Raw genomic sequence first — 22,598 nt, 5'->3', positions numbered from 1 at the left:
GGAACGTAAATGATGAAAAAAACGGTAAAATTGACCGCACTTTTATTAGCCTCTATGAGTAGCTTAGTTTGGGCGAGCGCGACGGAAGAATTACAGGCGCGCTTAAACAAAGTAGATACCTTGAGTGCGGATTATATGCAAAAAGTCAGCGATCCTAAGGGTAAAGAAGTGCAACAGGGGACGGGAAAAATCCAGATTAAACGCCCGAATTTATTTCGTATGGAGAATAAAACGCCACAAGAAACTCGGATTATTTCTGATGGAAAAACGCTATGGTTCTATGATCCTTTTGTGGAACAAGTGACCGCTAATTGGGTGAAAGAGGCGGTAAATAATACGCCATTCGTGTTGCTGACCGGTAACGATAAATCTTATTGGCAACAATATACCGTGGAACAACAGGCGGATAGTTTTACCTTAACGCCGAAAGACAAAAAAAGCGCAATTAAACAATTTAATATTCGTGTGGATGCCGACGGTGTGTTGAAAAATTTCAGCACGGTTGAGCGTGATGGACAAGTGAATTTATATCAATTGCGAAATATTACCAATCAAGCACTTGCTGACAGCTTGTTTAAATTTAGCGTGCCGAAAGGTGCCGAGTTGGATGACCAACGTAAAAAATAAACGGTAAATTATGGTATGATAGGTGCGTTTTTACGCACCTTTTTACATTTATCAAGATGTGATTTATTGATTTTTCATTGACCAACCCATGAGATCTTTGTTATGGCTAATCTGAGTTTTGATTTCGCTGAAAATGATTTTCGTCCTTTAGCCGCTAGAATGCGACCAACCACCTTGGCGCAATATTGCGGGCAATCCCATTTAATTGGCACGGGAAAACCGCTGCGCAAAGCTATTGAAGCCGGACATATTCATTCTATGATTTTTTGGGGACCGCCGGGGACGGGGAAAACCACTCTTGCTGAAATTATCGCGCAGCGCATCAATGCGGATGTGGAGCGTATTTCTGCGGTAACTGGCGGGATTAAAGAAATTCGTGAAGCCATTGATAAAGCGAAACAAAATCGTCTAGCCGATCGACGCACGGTGTTATTTGTAGATGAAGTGCATCGGTTTAATAAAAGCCAGCAGGATGCTTTTTTGCCGCATATTGAAGAGGGAACCATTATTTTTATTGGTGCGACTACGGAAAATCCCTCTTTTGAATTGAACGGCGCGTTGCTTTCCCGTGCGCGAGTATATATTTTAAAGCCGCTGAACTCGTCGGAAATTGAGCAAGTGTTGCAACGGGCGATTGAGGATGAAGAACGCGGTTTGGGCAAAGAGCGGTTAGTTGTTGAGCCGAATTTATTCGCTTTGTTAGCCGAATATGTGCATGGCGATGCTCGTTTAGCGTTAAATTGCCTTGAGTTGATGGCGGATATGGCAGAGGAAGGTGAAAACGGGAAAAAATTAGACCGCACTTTGTTAATCGAAGTACTGGGTGAACGACAGGCGCGTTTTGATAAACAAGGTGATCGTTATTATGATTTGATTTCCGCGTTGCACAAATCCGTGCGCGGTTCAGCGCCGGATGCGGCATTGTATTGGTATGCACGAATTATCACAGCCGGCGGCGATCCGCTTTATGTGGCAAGACGTTTATTGGCGATTGCTTCGGAAGATGTGGGTAATGCGGATCCACGAGCCATGCAAGTGGCGTTGGCAGCGTGGGATTGTTTTACTCGCATCGGCGCAGCAGAAGGGGAGCGTGCTATTGCGCAGGCGATTGTGTATTTGGCAGTGGCGCCGAAAAGCAATGCGGTTTATCAGGCGTTTAATGCGGCGAAAAAATTAGCGATAGAAAATCCGGATTTTGATGTACCTGAACACTTACGCAATGCACCGACGCAGTTGATGAAAAATTTGGGTTATGGCGCGGAATACCGCTATGCTCATGATGAACCGAATGCTTATGCCGCCGGTGAAAATTATTTTCCACCGCAGTTGAAAGAGATGCAGTTTTATTTCCCGACCGATCGAGGGATGGAAATTCAAATTGCGCAAAAATTAGCGCGGTTAAAAGAATGTGATCGGCAAAGTACGAATATTCGTTATAAAGTGCGGTAGTAACTGGTTTATTTTTTTAATCCGATCTAAAATAAAGGTAATTATTTCAAATTTAAGCAATAAAATAAGGTAGCAATATGATCGATCCAAATTTATTACGCAATAATCTTGCTGAAGTGGCTGAAAAATTACAGGTTAAACGTGGCTTTGTGTTAGATGTCGAATCAGTAAAAAAACTGGAAGAAGAACGTAAAACCTTACAAATAAAAACGGAAACTTTACAAGCAGAGCGTAATGCGCGCTCGAAAGCGATCGGCGCAGCGAAAGCGCGTGGCGAAGACATTGGACCTTTATTGGAAGAAGTAGACAATATGGCAATTGAGTTGAGCATGGCAAAATCTCAATTGGATGATGTGCAGGCGGAATTAAATAAAATTGCCTTGACGATCCCGAATATTCCGGCGGATGAAGTGCCGCTTGGTAAAGACGACAGCGAAAATAAAGAAATTTTACGTTGGGGTGAGCCAAGAGTTTTTGATTTTGAAATTAAAGACCATGTTTCTCTCGGTGAACATTTGGCGGGATTGGACTTTGCGGCAGGTGTGAAATTAAGCGGTGCACGTTTTGCGGTAATGAAAGGGCAAATTGCGAAAATGCACCGTGCGTTGGCGCAATTTATGTTGGATTTACATACCGAACAACATGGTTATACCGAAGCCTATGTACCTTATTTAGTGAACCATGCTACCCTTTATGGAACCGGACAATTGCCAAAATTTGGTGAAGATTTGTTCCACATAAATCCATTGGAAGGTGAACAGCCTTATGTGCTAATCCCGACGGCGGAAGTGCCGGTGACCAATTTAGTGCGTGATGAGATTTTAGATGAAGCTGATTTACCGTTAAAAATGACCGCACATACGCCTTGTTTCCGTTCCGAAGCGGGGTCTTATGGACGCGATACCCGTGGATTAATTCGTATGCATCAATTTGATAAAGTGGAATTGGTGCAAATTGTGGAACCGGAAAAATCTATGCAAGCCTTAGAAGAACTTACCGGACATGCAGAAAAAGTGTTGCAACTTTTAGGTTTGCCATATCGCAAAGTTTTACTTTGTACCGGTGATATGGGCTTCGGTTCTTGCAAAACATATGATTTAGAAGTATGGGTTCCGGCACAAAATACGTATCGTGAAATTTCTTCTTGCTCTAATATGTGGGATTTCCAAGCCCGTCGTATGCAAGCTCGTTGCCGCGCCAAAGGGGATAAAAAAACGCGTTTGGTACACACGCTAAACGGTTCCGGTTTAGCGGTTGGACGCACCTTGGTTGCGGTTTTAGAAAATTACCAAAACGCTGATGGCAGTATCACTGTACCGGAAGTTTTACGTCCATATATGAATGGATTAGAGGTTATTGGTAAATAAGGTTATGTTACTTTTCTTTGCGTTGTTGTCGCACCTTTATCATGTTTTTTATTAATCACTGGCACGAGCGTTTCGCTCGTGCCTGGTCTTTATTTTATCTTGATATGTTACTTTTCTTTGTATTGCCACAAAACCTTTAAGTTTTGAACGTCGGCTTTGCCGGCAGTAGGGGTTACATTACTACCACATCAAATTGTTCTTGGTGGTAGTAAGCCTCGGTTTTGATTTGGATTTGTTTGCCGATAAAAACTTCCAGTTCGGCGAGAAGTCCGTGGCTTTCTTCGTTAATTAAATAATCGGCGACTTCGTGTGACGCGTAAACCACAAATTGTTCGCAGGAGAATAGGTGATGAACGCGGATAATTTCACGCATGATTTCATAGCATATGGTTTCCACAGTTTTCACGCGTCCGCGCCCGTTGCAAGATGGGCAGTCGCCGCAGAGGACATGTTCCAAACTTTCGCGTGTGCGTTTGCGGGTCATTTCGACTAGACCTAATTGAGTAAATCCATTGACATTGGTTTTGACACGATCTTTGGACAAGGCTTGTTGCAAGGCTTCCAGTACGCGGTTGCGGTGCTCGTCGCTTTGCATATCAATAAAATCAATAATGATAATTCCACCGAGGTTGCGTAGTTGCAATTGTTGCGCGATAGCTTTGGTGGCTTCAATATTGGTGTTAAAAATAGTTTCGGCTAAGGTGTGATGACCGACAAAGGCACCGGTGTTGATGTCGATAGTGGTCATGGCTTCCGTTTGTTCAATAATTAAATAACCGCCGGATTTTAGGTTGACCCGTTTATTTAATGCGGTTTGAATGGCAGTTTCGACGCCATAAAGATCAAATAGCGGTTGGTTGCCGGAATATAACACCAGTTTATCGGTGAGCATTGGGATAAATTCTTCGGTAAATTGTTTGACCTCGGCAAAACATAACTTGGAGTCAATCCGGATTTTTTCTAAGCCGGCACCGATAAAATCCCTTAAAATGCGTTGTGTGAGCGCCAGCTCACCATATAACATAGATCGTGTCGGATATTTATTGCGACGTTCGAGGACTTTGCGCCATAGGCGTTTTAAAAATTCCGCATCTTGGTGTAATTCTTCTTCGGTGGCGCCTTCTGAAGCGGTACGGATGATAAACCCGCCTAACTCATCACAAAAAGGTTCGACTAATGCTTTTAGACGGGCGCGTTCTCTTCGCTTTCAATGCGTTGCGATACACCGACGTGGCTGTTTTCCGGCATAAAGACTAAATAGCGGGAGGGGAGAGTGATGTCTGTGGTGAGGCGAGCGCCTTTGGTGCCGAGAGGATCTTTAACCACTTGTGCTACAATATCCTGTCCTTCGCGAACTAATTCGGCAATATCTTTGACGATAAATTGTTTTTTCTCGTTTTCATCTACACATTCGGTGTGCGAAACGATGTCCGAGGCGTGTAAAAAGGCGGCTTTTTCCAATCCAATATCGACGAATGCGGATTGCATTCCGGGTAATACGCGCGTGACACGGCCTTTATAAATATTACCGACAATACCGCGTTTTGCCTGACGTTCAATATGTACTTCTTTTAATATGCCGGTATCGACAAGCGCGATCCTGGTTTCGTTCGGCGTAACGTTCACCAATAATTCAACAGATTCCATAATAAAAATATCCTTAATTTTGTTTTGCTCTAGTCTAACGAAAAGGAAAATAGAATAATAGAGGCAAATAAGGTAAAATGTGACCTTCCTCAAATTTTCGTACGATAAATCATAGTGTGAGGTCATGATGTTTGGATTTGATCCAACAATGGTTACGTTTACTGTCTATATTTTCGGAATGTTGTTGATTGGCGTGTTAGCTTATTATTATACCAACAATTTATCAGATTATATTTTAGGTGGACGTCGTCTTGGCAGTTTTGTTACCGCAATGTCCGCAGGTGCGTCGGATATGTCGGGGTGGTTATTAATGGGATTGCCGGGTGCCGTTTACCTTTCTGGGCTGGTGGAAGGATGGATTGCTATCGGTTTAACTATCGGCGCGTATCTTAACTGGTTGTTTGTTGCCGGACGGTTGCGGGTTTATACCGAGTTTAATCATAATGCTTTGACGTTACCGGAATATTTTCATAATCGATTTGGTGCAAGTCACCCGTTGCTTAAAATGGTTTCTGCAACCATTATTTTGGTCTTTTTTACCATTTATTGCGCATCCGGCGTGGTAGCGGGAGCAAAATTATTTCAAAATCTTTTCCATATTGATTATTCCGTCGCCCTTTGGTATGGCGCCTTAGCGACCATTGCCTATACCTTTATCGGTGGGTTTTTAGCGGTCAGTTGGACGGATACCATTCAAGCGACTTTAATGATTTTCGCTTTGATTTTAACGCCGGTTTATGTAGTTTTGAGTATCGGTGGCGTAGATGAATTTCAACAGGTATTGGCGCAAGCGGAAATGGCGGTGCAAAAAGATTTTACTGATATTTTTAAGGGAACCACCATACTGGGTTTATTTAGTCTTACTGCTTGGGGGGCAGGTTATTTCGGTCAACCGCATATTCTTGCCCGTTTTATGGCGGCGGATTCCGTGAAATCCTTAACGCAAGCGCGACGTATTAGTATCACTTGGATGATTTTATGCTTAGTCGGTGCGGTGGGCATTGGTTTTTTTGGTATTGCGTATTTTTATGCCAATCCCTCCGTTTCCGGTATTGTGAACAATGAACCTGAACAAGTGTTTATCGAATTGGCTCAATTATTGTTTAACCCATGGATTGCAGGGATTTTATTATCGGCAATTTTAGCGGCGGTGATGAGTACCTTAAGTTGCCAATTATTGATTTCTTCCAGTGCCATTACTGAAGATTTTTACAAAGGCTTTATTCGCCCGAAAGCCGGCGAAAAAGAATTGGTTTGGCTTGGGCGCGCAATGGTGTTGTTGATTGCTGCAATTGCCATTTGGATAGCGCAAGATGAAAACAGTAAAGTGTTGGTTTTGGTACAATTTGCTTGGGCTGGATTTGGTTGTGCTTTTGGTCCGGTGGTGTTATTTTCCTTATTTTGGAAACGCATGACTGCTTCTGCGGCAATGGCGGGGATGTTAACCGGCGCGATTACTGTGTTTGCTTGGAAAAGTGTGGTGGCAAATGTTCTGTTGTGGGCTGGTGCGGGAGAAACGATTAGCCAAAATGATTGGTACAATATTTATGAAATGATCCCGGGATTTATTTTAGCCGGCCTTGCTATCTTGGTGGTGTCCTTGTTATCCGCTGCACCAAGCCAAGCGATTCAAGACACTTTTGAGCAAGCGGATAAAGCGTATAAACAGGCATTATAATATGAGCATTGATTTTCGTCCTTTTTATCAACAAATTGCCCTTTCGCCCTTGTCGGCATGGCTGGAAACTTTACCTTTGCAATTAACTCAATGGGAAAAGCAAACTCATGGTGATTATGCGAAATGGTCGAAACTGCTTGATTTTCTACCGCACTTAACCGCCGATCGGGTTGATCTGAAAAGTGCGGTTAAATCTGAACGAGATTTACCGTTATCCGAGGGAGAAAAACAACGCATTATTTATCATCTCAAACAATTAATGCCTTGGCGCAAAGGACCTTATCATTTGCATGGCATTCATATTGATTGTGAATGGCGTTCAGATTTTAAATGGGAGCGCGTATTGCCACATTTGGCACCATTGCAAGATCGCGTGATTTTGGATGTGGGCTGTGGCAGCGGTTATCATATGTGGCGCATGGTTGGCGAGGGCGCAAAAATGGTGGTTGGAATTGATCCGACGGAGTTATTTTTGTGCCAATTTGAGGCGGTGCGTCAATTGCTAAATAACGATCGTCGAGCCAATTTAATTCCCTTAGGCATTGAAGAAATGCAACCTCTAGCGGCGTTTGATACGGTATTTTCCATGGGCGTATTGTATCATCGCAAATCGCCGCTGGATCATTTAACTCAATTGCGTAATCAATTGGTTAAAGGCGGAGAATTGGTGCTGGAAACCTTGGTGGTGGATGGTGATGAAAATACGGTATTGGTGCCTGTGGATCGTTATGCCAAAATGAAAAATGTGTATTTTATCCCTTCTGTTGCTGCGCTCATTCATTGGTTGCAAAAAGTCGGTTTTTATCATGTCCGCTGTGTGGATGTCGCGGTGACGACCCTTGAGGAGCAACGCAAAACCGATTGGTTGGAAAACGAAAGTTTAATTGATTTCCTCGATCCGCAAGATCAGAGCAAAACAATTGAAGGCTATCCCTCCCCTAAAAGAGCAGTGATTTTGGCGAATAAATAGCGGGGTAATAAGTGGGAGAGAGAAAGTGCGGTGGATTTTTGGTGAGTTTTATCATTTATTCGCTTATAAAAAATTAGATTTTTTTCTCACAAATAGAGGAAAGGACATAAAAACTACAAGATGAAGCTTTCGTCGGTCATCATGAACTACGCTTGATATGCAGTCAATGCCGGAAATTGTTTGAGCAATTTTGCCCATTCAATTTGGTTGAGTTTGATATGGAGGAGATATTCGCCTTGTTCGTTGATGGTTTCCTGATAGATACAATTCAGTTGATATAGAGCGTGACGGATTTTACCTTGATTAACGCTAAGTTTAATTTCTCTTTCCACTAATTCGTTAACTAAACATTGGCGGATGGCGTCAAGTAGGAGAGTAATTCCTTGCTGTCGGTGCGCGGAGAGGTAAACAGCGACAGGCTGTTGTTGATCATTATATTCAATATGCGGGACGCATTGTTCCAATTGATCTATTTTGTTGTAAACCAATAAGGTTGGAACTTGATGGGCGTTAATTGCTTCTAATACTTGGTTAACTGCTTGAATATTTTCTAAATTTCGACTGTCGGAGGCATCAATCACGTGCAGTAGTAAACTGGCTTCGGTGGTTTCTTGCAAGGTTGCTTTAAAGGCGGAAATTAAATCATGAGGCAAATCGCGAATAAATCCTACCGTGTCCGCTAAAATAGTCGTCCCCACATCTTGTACGGAGAGGCGTCTTAAGGTGGGATCTAAGGTGGCAAAAAGTTGATCAGCCACATACACCTCGGATTGAGTTAAGGTATTGAATAAAGTCGATTTTCCCGCATTGGTATAGCCGACTAATGAAATTGTAGGGATAGCGGATTTTTGTCTGGGTTGACGGTTTTGTTGGCGCTGTTTGGCGACTTTTTCTAAGCGGTTTTGTAGTTGGGCAATACGTACTTTGATCAAACGCCGGTCAGTTTCCAACTGCGTTTCGCCGGGGCCACGTAAACCAACCGCGCCTTTTTGTTGATCCAAGCCGGTTTTACGGCGCACAAGGCGGGTGGCTAAATGTTTTAATTGTGCCAGTTCGACTTGCAATTTTCCTTCATGAGAACGGGCGCGTTGCGCAAAAATATCAAGAATAAGTCCCGTACGATCAACTACACGACATTGAAAAACGCTTTCTAAATTACGGGTTTGCGCCGGTGTGAGGCTATGGTTAAATAACACGACATCCGCGTCGTATTGTTTTACTGCTTCGGCAATTTCTTCCGCTTTACCTTGTCCGACAAAATATTTTGCTTGTGGCGTTGTTTGCGAAGTAGTAATGGTCGTTAAAATTTGAACGTTGGCGGAAGTTGCCAAGGATTGAAACTCCTGCAGATCATCAAGATTTTTTTGCGAGAAAAAGGTTTGTACTACAATTGCGTTGTCGCAAGCAGAAAATGTATTAGCATTTAGAGAAGGAGAAATAGCAGAAAGAACGGTAGAAATTTTGTTAAAATCTACCGCACTTTGTAAGTGTACAGAAGCCGAATCAGTCGGTGCTTGATTTTTGGAGTGTTGCAATGTTATTCCGATTGGGCATCTGTATCTTCAGTTTGCACATCTTGGTTATGATGATGTGTTGGCTGTGGTGTACTATTGTTGTGGTGTGTTACGGAACGTGCCGGAACCACTGTGGAAATAGCGTGTTTATACACCATTTGGTTTACCGTATTTTTGAGTAAAATAACAAATTGGTCGAATGATTCGATTTGACCTTGCAGTTTAATACCGTTCACCAAATAAATTGAGACTGGAATACGTTCGCGACGTAGCGTGTTCAAATAAGGATCTTGTAGAGATTGTCCTTTTGCCATTTTTATTTCCTTCTTTAATATAGTTATGTGCTGTGTAAATATACGGAAACCGTCTAACATACAGAAACAGTCGTGCCTCCGTTTGTCAATATATCAGTAATCTATAGTAATGTCATCACTATCAATAAATTATTTTAAATGTTGCAGAATTTGTTGCTTAGCTTGTTCTATTTGTAAACTATCCAACCATTGTAATGGCGCTTTCCAGCCTCTTAACCAGGTAATTTGGCGCTTTGCTAATTGGCGTGTAGCACATATGCCACGAAAAATCATTTCTTCATGGTTATAATCACCACGCAAATATTCCCACATCTGGCGATAACCTACGCAACGAATAGACGGTAAATTCGGATGTAAATCGCCACGAGAATAGAGTTTTTCCACTTCTTGTTGGAACCCTTGTGCGATCATTTTATGAAAACGCCATTCGATACGTTGATGCAGTACACTACGATTTTGTGGTGTAATAGCAAATTGGTCGATATGATAAGGCAATTCTTCGCTTTTTTGTGCGCTAAGTGTGGTGAGCGTTTGCCCGCTTAAATAAAATACTTCTAAGGCGCGATTAATACGTTGCGAATCATTTGGATTAATGCGCCGAGCAGAAACGGGATCGATTTTGGCTAATTCTTGATGCAAGGCTGACCAGCCGAATTTCGCTGCTTTTGCTTCAATTTCCGACCGTACTTTTTCATCCGCGGAAGGCAAGGGGGAAAGTCCCTCTAGTAACGCTTTGAAATATAACATGGTTCCGCCGACTAATAAGGGAATTTTGCCTTGCGCGCTAATTTCCTGCATTTCACGTATTGCATCACGACGAAACTCGGCAGCAGAATAACTTTCGCTTGGATCTTTAATATCAATCAATCTATGAGGCGCCAATGCCAATTCTTGTACGTTTGGCTTGGCAGTACCGATATCCATGCCTTTGTAAATGAGCGCAGAATCTACACTGATAATTTCCAATGGCAAATGTTGGCGTAGCTGAATTGCCAGATCGGTTTTACCTGAAGCGGTTGGACCCATTAAAAAAATAGCATACGGTTTGATGGTGGATTTCATTATAATTGCTCTAAGTAAGGTTGCCAATTAATCGGTATTAATAAGGCGTTTAAGGGGGCTTTTTGCGTGCCTAACCGTCGTTCCGTTTCATTTAATAAACTGACCGCATCAGCGAATACCTGAATAGTTTCCGCTGGAAATTGTTGACAAAGTGCGGTCAAAAATAATGGAAAATCGTTACAGTCTTGCGCTAATAAACTCATCACAATTTTTTGTAAATTATGTTGGCGCAAACAGCTCGGCACTTTATTGAGACTAATACGATGTTGTGCCAAATTTTCGCTAAATTCAAATTGTGCTTGTTGAAAAAAATCCTTTTGTTGCTGCCAGCGTTGTTGCTGGGCGGCAGTTAAGCGAAACATCACCGGAATTAATAGCGGGCTTTGACTTTCTTGCTGTAACGTCAATTGATGTTTTAAACGTTGCAATTTCTCCAGTGGGAGCAGATAAAACCGTTGCTGTTGTTGCAATAATAAGGCTTTATTTTCCACTAATGCCAGACTATGTAACACCGCATGGGAGATTATTGTTGTGGTATCCGAAGTGGTTGGGTTATTGCTGGTCGGTGGTGAGGTGATTGTCGGCAATGTTGAGATTTTTTCCGTAGACATTAATTCAGTATAGGCTTTTTGTGCTGTACGTGGTGCACTTTCTGTAAAGCGCGGTGTAAAATCCGAAGATGTTGTTGCAACAGTATTGCCGGTGTTTGAGGCAAAGATATTTTTGCCGGCGGCGGCACGATTAGGCTTTGTGGCAACCGACCATTTTCCTTGCGGCTCGCTTACTTGAAAATGCATCGCAGGATTTTCTGAAGCAGTTTTTTGTAGTGCGCTTGTATCCGTTTGTACCGGTGCAGAATGTAGCGCGTTATAAATACCTTGCCAAATAAAGTCATGAATTAAGCGCGATTGATGGAAGCGCACTTCATGTTTGGTGGGATGCACGTTTACATCCACTTCGTTAGGATCCAAATCAATAAATAAGACGAATGCAGGATGTTGCTCGCCGTGCAGTTTTTCCGCATAAGCTTGTTTGATGGCATGATTAATCACTTTATCACGCACCATTCTGCCATTAACATAACTATAAGCCAGATCATTTTGCAAGCGGGTATAACTTGGTAGCGCAATCCAACCGGAGAGATGCAGATGATCATGTTTCCAGTCAATTTGTAGTGCCTGTTGTATAAAATCTTCACCACAAATTGCTGCCACGCGTTTCATTTTTTGTAAATTATCGATCGCACTTTTATATTGTCTGACTATTTTATTGTTGTGGGCCAAGGTAAAGGCAACGCTCGGTTTAGCAAGGGCTATGCGCCGAATGACTTCGTCAATATGGGCGAATTCGGTTTTGTCGGTGCGTAAAAATTTGCGTCTTGCCGGTGTGTTAAAAAAGAGATTGGCGACCTCAACAGTGGTACCGACAGGATGAGATGCCGGTTGAATGGTAGTTTCCATATCCCGTCCTTGCGCATAAACCTGCCAAGCTTGCGCTTGATCTTGCGGGCGAGAGGTGAGGGTGAGGCGGGAGACGGAGCTGATACTTGCTAAGGCCTCACCGCGAAAGCCAAGGCTTAAAATTGCTTCCAGATCTTCAATTGAGCTGATTTTGCTGGTGGCATGTCGTGCCAGTGCGAGAGAAAGATCGGATTTAGCAATACCGATCCCGTTATCGCGAATCCGAATTAAGCTCGCTCCCCCATGGTCAATATCAATTTGAATTTTTGTTGCACCGGCGTCAAGACTGTTTTCCACTAATTCCTTGACTACCGAGGCTGGACGTTCTACCACTTCACCCGCTGCAATTTGGTTCGCCAGTTGAGGAGGAAGAATTTTTATGTTCATTGATATTTCCTATTTACGTAGTTGGACTTTTTGTCCGACAATCACTTTTCCATCTTTCAATTTGGGATTAAGTTTAAATAGTTGATTTATCGGAATATTATATTCTCGAGATACCGCGTATAAGGTTTGATCTTTTTGGATCGTGTGGTATTTCGGAATCTGTATTTTTGTGCTGTTTTGAACACCCTTTTCTCGGTAGTCATTTTTGTTAGACGCTTCGATCTTATTGGGTATCATTTTACTCGGAATTTTGATCGTTTCGCCAATCCATAATTCACGGCGTTTTAAATGGTTTAAGGTGATGATGTCATTGATCTTTACCTTATATTTAGCGGCTAGACCGCTAAGGCTTTCACCGGCTTTTACTTTATGGCGAATGCCGCTGTCAGTGACAGCATTATTTTTATTGGTTTTATTATGTATTTTAACCGGTGTAGGTTTTACATGGCGACGGCGATATTCTACTAAGCTGTCATAAATGATGCGGGCGATTTTTTTGCGATATGATGGCGTATTTAATTTCTTTTCTTCATCAGTGTTGGATAAAAAACCGGTCTCAACCAAGATAGAGGGAATATCCGGTGAACGCAATACACCTAAACTGGCATGTTGAGGCGTATTTCTGCTTAATTTAGTAATGGTAGCAAAATGGCGTAATACAATACTGCCCAGTTCGTAACCGACGCGCTGGCTGTGCCCGAATTGAAGATCCAATACGGTTTGATCCAAGTATTTCTCATGATGAGATGCTAATACATTTCCTGCACCGCCTAATAATTCAGATCGTTTTTCATCATCCTCTAACCATTGTCCCATTTCATCATTGGCACGACGGTTGGATAATACCCAAACTGACGCACCTCGTAATAGCGGGGAGACAGAGGAGTCAGCATGGATTGACACTAAATAATTTGCCTTTTTTTTACGAGCAATTTCAGAACGTGCCGGTACAGAAATATAATAATCTCCGTTGCGAGTCATTACGGCACGGAAATTCGGATCTTTATCCAGTAATGCTTTGAGTTCTTTAGCAATCGCCAATGTGACATTTTTTTCGTAAATTTTTAAATTACGACTAATCGCTCCCGGATCTTTTCCTCCATGACCGGGATCAATAGCGATTGTCCACACATCAGCTATCGCGGGCGGTACTATGTTAAAAAAGCAAAATAAAGTAAAAATAAAAGAGTATAACTTGTGCATTGTGTTCAAATTAGTTAAAAAAGTTGGCGAATAAGTTGTTCGCCTTGTGAGCTGCAGGCGACGAGGTTAATGATACGAGTATGGTCATTGTAATCGATATTAACCAAGAGGTCAGGATTAGGCAATAAGCCGGTGCCTTTTTCTGACCATTCAATTAAACAAATACTATCCGTATTAAAATAGTCACGAATCCCCATAAATTCCAGCTCTTCCGGGTCACTTAGCCGGTATAAATCAAAATGATAGATTTGTTTTCCATTTAAATGATATTCTTCCACTAAAGTGTAAGTAGGGCTTTTTACTTTTCCGGAATATTCCAAGCTTTGGATCATACCTCGCGCTAAGGTCGTTTTTCCGGCACCTAAATCACCATTTAAATAAATCACGATGCCTTTCTCCGTCGGCACATTAAGGAGCGCTTGCATGAGCAATGCACCAAAACGACACATGGAAATCTCATCAGGGATAAACGTTGTATAAGTCAGTGTTGTCATTTTCTTTTTCGTTGTAAAATTTGCTCAAATTGTACCGCACTTTTAACGTTTATGTCACAATTCCGTGCGGTCAATTTTCTCTATTTTGACAATTTTGGCTAATTTTCCGGCTCGATCACCTCAATTTCAACATTGCTATGCAAACCGCGCGGCAAACTGCTGCCTTTGCGTCCGCGTTCAGCACGGAATTTTTGCAAATCGTTTGCTTTTAGCGTGATTTTGCGTTTACCGGCATGGAACACTAGAGAGGCGTTTTCGCTAATGAGCAATAATTTACTCAACAGTTCTTCGCGCGCTTTTGCCGCGACAGACGGAATGGTGACAATTTTGTTGCCTTTTCCTTTCGCCAGTGCCGGCAAATCTTGTACTGGAAAAATGAGCATTCTATCGGCAGAAGTAATGGCGACCAATAAAGCTGTTTTATTGGTAATGGCAAGCGGTGTTAAGGTTTTGGCATTTTCTGGCAAGCTAATTACCGCCTTGCCCGCTTTATTGCGTGCAACCAAATCGCTAAATTGGCAAATAAAACCGTATCCTGCATCAGATGCTATTAATAATGCCTGATCTTCATTTTCAATTAACACCTGTTCCACACTGGCGCCAAGCGGCAAACTCAGTTTGCTGGATAAGGGTTCCCCTTGCGAACGGGCGGAAGGTAATGATAATGGGTCAAGGGCATAACTGCGACCGGTGTTATCAATAAAGACCACTGGTTGATTGCTTTTGCCACAAGCGTGCGCCAAATAATTATCGCCGGTTTTGTAGCTTAATCCTGACGCATCAATATCATGTCCCTTGGCACAGCGTACCCAACCCATTTTAGACAAGATGACAGTAACCGGTTCTGCCGGCGCCATTTCATTTTCGGAAATGGCTTTCGCTTCAGCGCGTTCAACAATCGGCGATAGGCGCGGGCTGGAGAAGGTTTTAGCGTCTTGTTGAATTTCTTTTTTAATCAACGTATTAAGGCGTTTTTCCGAGGACAAAATTTGTGTTAAGCTGTCGCGTTCTTGCGCTAATTTATCCTGCTCCGCTCGCAATTCGTGTTCTTCCAATTTGGCTAATTGACGTAACCGCAAGTTTAAAATGGCTTCTGCTTGTTCATCCGTTAATTGGAAACGCGCCATTAATACGTTTTTCGGCTTATCTTCATTGCGGATAATTTCAATTACTTCATCAATATTTAAAAAGGCGATCAATAAACCTTGCAAAATATGTAAGCGCGCCAATACTTTATCCAATCGGTATTGCAAACGACGGGTGACGGTGGTGCGACGAAATTCCAGCCATTCGGTTAAAATTTGCACGAGATTTTTTACCGCCGGTTTTCCGTCTAACCCAATCATATTCATATTAACCCGATAACTTTTTTCTAAATCGGTAGTGGCAAATAAATGCGCCATCAGCATATCGGTATCTACCCGATTGGAACGTGGGACGATCACAATGCGTACCGGATTTTCATGATCCGCTTCATCACGCAAGTCTTCCACCATTGGCAATTTTTTCGCAGTCATTTGTTCGGCAATTTGCGCAATAATTTTGGATGGTGAGGCTTGATGGGGCAGTGCGCTGATCACAATTTCGCCATCTTCTTTTTTCCACACTGCGCGCATTTTAATTGAACCGCGACCTTGTGCATAAATTTTACGGATATCTTCTTTGGACGAGATAATTTCCGCTTCAGTCGGATAATCCGGACCTTGAAGTGCGGTCATTAAATCGTCTAATTTTGCATGAGGATTATCCAATAACATCACAGCCGCCTCCGCCACTTCGTTAAGGTTATGCGGCGGAATATCTGTTGCCATACCGACGGCAATGCCGGTGGTTCCGTTTAATAAAATATGTGGCAAACGTGCTGGAAGATATTGCGGTTCTTCGAGGGTTCCGTCGAAATTTGGCTGATAATTCACGGTGCCTTGCCCTAATTCGGACAGTAAAATTTCAGAAATTTTTGATAGACGAGATTCCGTATAACGCATTGCCGCAAACGATTTCGGATCATCCGGTGCTCCCCAGTTTCCTTGTCCGTCAACCAGTGGATAACGGTAGGAAAAAGGTTGTGCCATCAACACCATAGCTTCATAACAAGCGGTATCACCATGCGGATGGAATTTACCCAAAACGTCCCCCACAGTACGCGCTGATTTTTTATATTTAGCGCCGGCGTTTAAGCCTAGCTCTGACATGGAGTACACAATGCGGCGTTGTACTGGTTTTAATCCGTCACCGATAAAAGGTAACGCTCGATCCATAATGACGTACATTGAGTAGTTAAGATAAGCACTTTCAGTGAAAGTGCGTAGTGGCATCTGTTCTATGCCTTCGTAGTTAATATTATTTTTCATTACATTGACTTAGTTAATAAAATTGATAAAAAATGACCGCGCTTTAGACACTTAACTCCACCTGATCCCCTTTGGTTTGCAGCCAACTTTTACGATCTTCCGAGCGTTTTTTCGCCAGTAACATATCCATTAACTCAAAGGTTTCAGTTTTTTGTTCTTCCGAAGCGTCAAAGGTCAGTTGTACTAAACGACGGGTATTCGGATCCATGGTAGTTTCGCGCAATTGACTTGGGTTCATTTCCCCTAATCCTTTAAAACGCTGTACGTTTAGCTTGCCTTTTTTCGTTTTTAAGCGTTCCAAAATGCCTTCTTTTTCGCTTTCATCCAAAGCGTAAAAAACATCATTTCCCACATCAATGCGATAAAGCGGCGGCATGGCGACATAGACATGACCGTCTTGTACTAATTTCGGGAAGTGGCGCAAAAAGAGGGCGCAAAGTAGAGTGGCGATATGTAGTCCGTCAGAATCCGCATCCGCGAGAATACAAACTTTGCCATAACGCAATTGTGATAAATCCTCATTGTCCGGATCGATACCAAGCGCCACCGCAATATCATGCACTTCTTGCGAACCCAACACTTGGTCGGCGGAGACTTCCCAAGTATTTAAAATTTTCCCGCGCAGTGGCAAAATAGCTTGATATTCGCGATCGCGTGCTTGTTTTGCAGAACCGCCGGCAGAATCTCCTTCCACTAAAAATAGCTCGGTTTTTTCCAAATCCTGCTGGCTACAGTCTGCTAATTTACCCGGTAATGCCGGTCCGCTGACTAATTTTTTGCGTACCACTTTTTTTGCCGCACGTAATCGACGTTCAGCTGAACTTATCGCCATTTTTGCCAATTCTTCCGCTTCGGGAATATGTTGGCTTAACCAAATGCTAAATGAATCTTTGACCACACCACTGACAAATACCGCACTTTGTCGAGAAGACAACCGCTCTTTAGTTTGACCGGCAAATTGAGGATCGTGCATTTTGACACTCAATACATAGGCGCAGCGATCCCAAATATCATCAGCGGTTAATTTGACATTTTTCGGCAGTAAATTTCGTAATTCACAAAATTCACGCATGGCGTCCAATAAGCCTTGACGCAATCCGTTGACATGCGTTCCACCTTGAATAGTCGGGATCAAATTGACATAGCTTTCCGCGACCGATTCGCCGCCTTCCGGCAACCATAATAATGCCCAACTTGCGGCTTCAGATCTTCCTTTTACTTCACCGAGAAATGGTGTTTGCGGCAAAGTAGTCATATCTTGAACAGCCTCCTGCAAATAATCGGATAAGCCATCTTGATATAACCAAACATCTTCGCTTTGATTAATTTTATCGATAAATTTAATTTCTAAACCGGAACACAACACTGCTTTGGCGCGCAGTAAATGGCGCAGGCGAGAAACAGAAAATTTCGCACTGTCAAAATATTTCGGATTGGGTTTGAAATGTACGGTTGTGCCGGTATTGCGGCGTCCGCAGGTGCCAACGACTGTTAATTCTTCTACTTTTACGCCATTTTCAAAGGCAATTTTATACACTTGTCCGTTGCGTTTAATCGTAATATCCACACGTTCAGATAAGGCGTTGACCACCGAAATTCCCACGCCATGTAAGCCACCGGCAAATTCATAATTTTTGTTGGAGAATTTTCCGCCGGCGTGGAGTTTGGTCAAAATCACTTCAACACCGGAAATCTTTTCCGTCGGATGAATATCCACCGGCATACCGCGCCCATTATCAATGACTTCAAGGGATTGATCCGGATGTAAGATCACTTGAATATGGGTCGCATGACCTGCTAAAGCTTCATCAACGCTGTTGTCGATAACTTCTTGTCCCAAATGGTTTGGGCGCGAGGTGTCGGTGTACATTCCCGGGCGTAATTGAACGGGTTCCAAATCTTTTAAAACGGTAATTTCTTGTGCTGAATAATTATTTGCCATAATAGTTGTGTATTGTTTTGATAAATAAGACGTCAAATTGGGGGAGATTCTAACAAAAAAATCCTGTAAAAGGAATGAATTAGGATTTGTTCAAAGAGAACAAACCCTAAAGTGTAGTCAGTTTTGGCTCTATTTTTTATTGGCAAATGATTGATTATTCTGCCATGGCGCCGGAGTTCCAGTGCGATGCTTTTGGCGGTTGTTTTATTTGCAGCAAGAAGCGCTGGTTCGCTTTGGCTTGTGGCTGAACTACCGTGCCGGATGGTGTGGAGAAAGAAATTCCGCCTTTCAGTAATTGTTGCATTGAACCGGTATTAATGGAAACGCCGCTGAAACCAATGTCCATGCCATAGCCTGAGGCAATCCAGAATTCCGAGTTTTGGCGTACCAGATGCTGATATTTATTGGCAATGGTAATATGCACCAATACGCGGTCTCCCAAGGAATTTAACTTAATTTCGCGTACCGTTCCCACTTCGACACCACGGTATAAAATCGGCGATCCGATGCTAATATTATTGGCATCCGAAGTTTCTAAAATGATCGGGAGTCCGTCACCATATTTTATCGGCGTTGAAGCCGATTGTTGTAAACTAAATTGGGTTTTATATTTTCCTTTGCCAGCTTCAACATCAATATAAGGTTGTAATAAACTGTCTAAATTTTTGATACCGCCGGCGGAAATTTGCGGTGAAATCACCTTAAACTGACTACCTTCTTTCGCCACCAAGGACATATAATTGGGGTGAATAAGTGCGGTCGCAATAATTCCGTTTTTGTTATTATTTAAGCGCACTTGATCCACTTCGCCGACAGTTAAACCCATATAGCGCAAGGTCATACCTTTGCTTAAATTGGAGGCATCATTGGCAGTCAAGTTGATCACTTGACCGGCAGATTTTGCACGTAATTCATTGGCATATAAGGTTTTTTGTTTGCCTGAACCGGTATTATCAAAACTGATCGCTCCTTTCAGTGAGCGTCCGATAGGGCTTGCCTGAATGCTGATACCTTTTGGGGTAATATCAACTTGTGCGGCACTTTCTACCCAGAAAATACTTTTGTCGGTCAACAATTTTTTGTATTTTGGATATAACAATATGTCCACTTCAAAATGATCGGTTTCCGGTCGCACATCAAGAATTTTGCCGACTTCATATTGGCGATAAAGCACGATGGATTCTTTGTTAATATTCGGCAGGTGCGTTGAGGTGAGCGTAATATCCGCGTTAATTTCCTCATTAGTGATGCCATTTTCTGCGTTGCTTAAGCTACTGTAGAGAGGATAACTTTCTAATGCTTTACCTTGATTTTTTCCGTTATTAATAATGCGAATACCGCCTTGTAACCAAGTTTCCGGATGAGCAGCTTCGATTTTTAATCCGTCAAGCCCTAGATTGACTTCAAAATTGGACGCGGCGATAAACAGGGTGTTTTTATGGATTAAATGACGATATTGTTCAGCAATGCCTACTTGAAATTTAACCCCTTCTACATTGACGTTTTGGCGGATGATTTGCCCGATTTGAATATGGTTATAGTAAATCGGCTCGCCCTCGCCAACACCGAAAGTTTCCGGTGCATTGAGTGTCAGTAATAAGGTATTCGGTTGTTTTATTAACCATTCGCTTTCTTTGATAACGGTAAAGTCAGTTTTTCTTTCTCCACCGCCGGGTAATACTTGGAAATAATCGCCGCGTAATACTTTTTTTACGTTGGTGATATCACCAAGGCTAAGTTTTTTGTTGCGCAGTACGATTTGACTCCGGTCTTTAAATAGATAACCCAAGTTCGGATCGATTAACAATTTTCCTTGTAACAAATCTTCGTTATTTTCCACCGCACTTAATTCGGAAAGGACGCCAATGGCGGTATCATCCGAATACACTTCCGTTTTCCCGGTTTGCAAACCGGCAACATTGGGAATTCTCACGTTAATTTGCACACCACGTTTTGCCGCATGCAAATTAGAATATAGGGTGAATTTTTGATTGTTTTTGGCCGGTTGACTATCGATTGGCGAATCGAATGCTACCGCGCCTTGCACGATAGCATTAAGACTGCTCATATCAATGCGGATACCGGATAAATTGATATCCGCATTCACGCCGCTAATATTCCAAAAGTGGCTGTCTTGTTTGACGTAACCGGCATAAGTTTTGTCAATCACAATATCAATTTCAACCTTGTTATTTTCAACCAAGCGGTAATCATAAATTTTCCCTACCGGAATTTTTTTGAAATAGACTGATGCGCCGATAGAAATTGAACCTAAATCATCAGATAACAGATGAACTAATAAATCTCCGTCATTCAATTGGGCAATAGGACCTTCGGTTTCGGCAATAAATTCGTCTTCAAAATCCCCGTCGCTCGGTTGCAGCGTGATATAGTTGCCGGATACTAAAGCATCAATCCCGGAAATCCCGGCAAGTGAAGCACTCGGACGAACTACCCAGAATTTGGTATGTTGACGCAAGACGGTTTTCGCCTCCGGATCGATACTTGCCAGTACTTCAACCTGTTTAAGATCTTCGGTAAAGTTGACTTTTTTAACCACGCCAATTTGCAACCCTTGATAGCGGATAGGGGTTTTATTGGCAATAATTCCGTCTCCGTTGATAAAGGTGATTTTTATATTGATTCCTTGTTCTTGGATTATTTGGAAAAACAAGATGGCGCCGATACAAAATGCAACAAAAGGCAACAACCAAAATGGTGAAATCCGTTTATTTTGTTTCACTTTGGCGTGAATTTGTTCGTATGTATTTTTAATTGATGGGGAATTATTGTTTTCTGTCATAGATCTTCCAAAGTAAACGACTGTCAAATTGTGATGTTGAAATCATGGTTAAAAAGACGGCAGCACCGAAGTAAAAGGCGGCGGGACCGACGGAAAAATCGATAATTTGTCCGCGACTGACTAAAGACATCATGAGCGCTAAGACAAATAAGTCCAACATAGACCAGCGACCGACAAAATGCACGATATGCAATAAGCGCATTTGCCATTTAATTGAATGGTGCCAGTGAAAATGGATGCTCATTAGGAGATAGAGCATGATAATAATTTTACTAAACGGAACAAAAATACTGGCGGTAAACACCACGAACGCAATAAAGTAGCTGCCCATATCCATAAATGACATGACACCTGACATGAGAGTATCTGCACTTGGCGAACCGTTGACATAAATAATTGACATGGGCAATAAATTTGCCGGAATAATCATGATAATGCCGGCGATAAGTGTTGCCCAAGTACGTTGTAATTTAATTCGGTCCGTGGTATTTAAGGTACATAAACAACGCGGACAAATCGGGCGTCCTTTGCTATCTTGTCCGACATATTTAAAGGTGTAATTACACGCGGTACAACTTTGCCCTTGTTGCGGTTGCGTGGCAGTTAACAGCGGTTTATTTGGATAAAAATCATACCATAAGGCATTCAAATTTAATTTGATAAATAATAATGTGGTTAAAAGTGCGGTGAAAACAAATGCAATTAAGTAAATATCAAGGGTTAATTCGGCATATTCGCGCACCTTGAAAATTGTTACGCCCAGCGCTATCAAATAAACATCAAACATCACCCAAGGTTTGATATAGGAAAGGGAGAGCAACAGGTTACGAGGTCTGACCTTAAATAATTGCGCCAAGCGCAATAAGATCACCAGCAAAGCAAAGGATATGGGCATAAAAACCGCACAAAAAAAGATCATAAAGGCAGTATAAGGATACCCCTGCACTGCCATTTTCCAAATGCCTTGCCAGACGGAGGCATCAATTTTAGCACCTAATAAATTAATGCTTAATAACGGGTAATGCAACGCAAAGGGCATTAAAATTAAGATTGAAAGTGCGATCATCGCACAGCGGTGTAATTCCCAGCGACTGCCGGAATGTAAAGTATTGTGACAGCGCGGACATTCAGCGTATTGGTTTTTTTCAAGCGAGCAAACGGTGACAAGCGTGTCGCAATCGGAACATCTTGTTAAATGGAATTTGCTGGTTTGTAAATTAAGTTGCTCTGCTTTCATACCACTATGTTATGCCTTTGAAACAAACGGGCGCTGTAAATTTGCTACATTCTATACCGAGTTATCCGGTTTTTAAATAAATTATTGGTTATT

At 42.3% G+C, this 22,598-nt stretch carries 15 protein-coding genes and 1 pseudogene; 5 read left to right on the top strand and 11 right to left on the bottom strand.

Annotated elements, in window-relative coordinates; all coding sequences use genetic code 11:
* Window positions 1–12 precede the first annotated feature (12 nt).
* The 3 genes from lolA to serS all read left to right on the top strand — a co-directional run bounded on the left by lolA (window position 13) and on the right by serS (window position 3,443).
* Window positions 13–627, top strand: coding sequence for an outer membrane lipoprotein periplasmic chaperone LolA (gene lolA / locus CFY87_RS01145; protein WP_094945671.1), 615 nt, complete (start codon window positions 13–15; stop codon window positions 625–627).
* 102 nt (window positions 628–729) lie between these two features.
* Window positions 730–2,076, top strand: coding sequence for a replication-associated recombination protein A (locus CFY87_RS01140; RefSeq protein WP_094945473.1), 1,347 nt, complete (start codon window positions 730–732; stop codon window positions 2,074–2,076).
* Between the two features lie 77 nt (window positions 2,077–2,153).
* Window positions 2,154–3,443: a serine--tRNA ligase gene (gene serS, locus CFY87_RS01135; protein WP_094945472.1), complete on the top strand. Its 1,290-nt coding sequence runs from the start codon at window positions 2,154–2,156 to the stop codon at window positions 3,441–3,443.
* A 172-nt stretch (window positions 3,444–3,615) separates the two neighbouring features.
* Here serS and rng read toward each other — a convergent pair.
* Window positions 3,616–5,090 (bottom strand): annotated as a pseudogene (rng, locus tag CFY87_RS01130) (ribonuclease G).
* A 127-nt stretch (window positions 5,091–5,217) separates the two neighbouring features.
* On the opposite strand from rng, the gene putP reads away from it, so the two are divergent.
* Both putP and cmoB read left to right on the top strand, forming a co-directional pair.
* Window positions 5,218–6,768, top strand: coding sequence for a sodium/proline symporter PutP (putP, locus tag CFY87_RS01125; protein ID WP_094945471.1), 1,551 nt, complete (start codon window positions 5,218–5,220; stop codon window positions 6,766–6,768).
* Window position 6,769: 1 nt separating this feature from the next.
* Window positions 6,770–7,738, top strand: coding sequence for a tRNA 5-methoxyuridine(34)/uridine 5-oxyacetic acid(34) synthase CmoB (cmoB, locus tag CFY87_RS01120; RefSeq protein WP_094945470.1), 969 nt, complete (start codon window positions 6,770–6,772; stop codon window positions 7,736–7,738).
* A 146-nt stretch (window positions 7,739–7,884) separates the two neighbouring features.
* On the opposite strand, the gene hflX is transcribed toward cmoB, so the two are convergent.
* From hflX to CFY87_RS01070, 10 genes are all read right to left on the bottom strand, one after another.
* Complete coding sequence (hflX, locus tag CFY87_RS01115; protein WP_094945469.1) at window positions 7,885–9,273, bottom strand: ribosome rescue GTPase HflX; 1,389 nt, start codon at window positions 9,271–9,273, stop codon at window positions 7,885–7,887.
* A gap of 2 nt (window positions 9,274–9,275) precedes the next feature.
* A complete protein-coding gene (hfq, locus tag CFY87_RS01110) occupies window positions 9,276–9,566 on the bottom strand; it encodes an RNA chaperone Hfq (RefSeq protein ID WP_094945468.1) in 291 nt (96 codons plus the stop codon).
* A 129-nt stretch (window positions 9,567–9,695) separates the two neighbouring features.
* Window positions 9,696–10,628, bottom strand: a complete 933-nt coding sequence (miaA, locus tag CFY87_RS01105) for a tRNA (adenosine(37)-N6)-dimethylallyltransferase MiaA (RefSeq protein WP_094945467.1) — start codon at window positions 10,626–10,628, stop codon at window positions 9,696–9,698.
* The gene (gene mutL, locus CFY87_RS01100; protein WP_094945466.1) at window positions 10,628–12,475 is read right to left on the bottom strand and encodes a DNA mismatch repair endonuclease MutL; all 1,848 of its coding nucleotides are present in this window, start codon (window positions 12,473–12,475) and stop codon (window positions 10,628–10,630) included. Before mutL ends, miaA begins: the two co-directional genes overlap by 1 nt.
* 9 nt (window positions 12,476–12,484) lie before the next feature.
* Window positions 12,485–13,678: an N-acetylmuramoyl-L-alanine amidase gene (locus CFY87_RS01095; protein ID WP_094945465.1), complete on the bottom strand. Its 1,194-nt coding sequence runs from the start codon at window positions 13,676–13,678 to the stop codon at window positions 12,485–12,487.
* A 14-nt stretch (window positions 13,679–13,692) separates the two neighbouring features.
* Window positions 13,693–14,172: a tRNA (adenosine(37)-N6)-threonylcarbamoyltransferase complex ATPase subunit type 1 TsaE gene (gene tsaE, locus CFY87_RS01090; RefSeq protein ID WP_094945464.1), complete on the bottom strand. Its 480-nt coding sequence runs from the start codon at window positions 14,170–14,172 to the stop codon at window positions 13,693–13,695.
* Window positions 14,173–14,270: 98 nt separating this feature from the next.
* On the bottom strand, window positions 14,271–16,523 hold the full coding sequence (gene parC, locus CFY87_RS01085; protein ID WP_094945463.1) for a DNA topoisomerase IV subunit A: 2,253 nt from the start codon (window positions 16,521–16,523) through the stop codon (window positions 14,271–14,273).
* Between the two features lie 43 nt (window positions 16,524–16,566).
* The gene (gene parE, locus CFY87_RS01080) at window positions 16,567–18,465 is read right to left on the bottom strand and encodes a DNA topoisomerase IV subunit B (RefSeq protein WP_094945670.1); all 1,899 of its coding nucleotides are present in this window, start codon (window positions 18,463–18,465) and stop codon (window positions 16,567–16,569) included.
* Window positions 18,466–18,619: 154 nt separating this feature from the next.
* Window positions 18,620–21,268, bottom strand: coding sequence for a PqiB family protein (locus tag CFY87_RS01075; protein WP_094945462.1), 2,649 nt, complete (start codon window positions 21,266–21,268; stop codon window positions 18,620–18,622).
* Window positions 21,252–22,505 carry a paraquat-inducible protein A gene (locus tag CFY87_RS01070; RefSeq protein ID WP_094945461.1) on the bottom strand — a complete coding sequence of 418 codons (1,254 nt, stop codon included), beginning with the start codon at window positions 22,503–22,505 and terminating at the stop codon, window positions 21,252–21,254. The genes CFY87_RS01075 and CFY87_RS01070 overlap by 17 nt, the downstream gene beginning before the upstream one ends.
* Window positions 22,506–22,598: the final 93 nt, after the last annotated feature.

This window comes from Actinobacillus seminis, from assembly GCF_002263215.1.
In the GTDB taxonomy this organism is placed as follows: Bacteria; Pseudomonadota; Gammaproteobacteria; order Enterobacterales; family Pasteurellaceae; genus Actinobacillus_B; species Actinobacillus_B seminis.
This window is presented reverse-complemented; position numbering and strand designations above follow the sequence as displayed.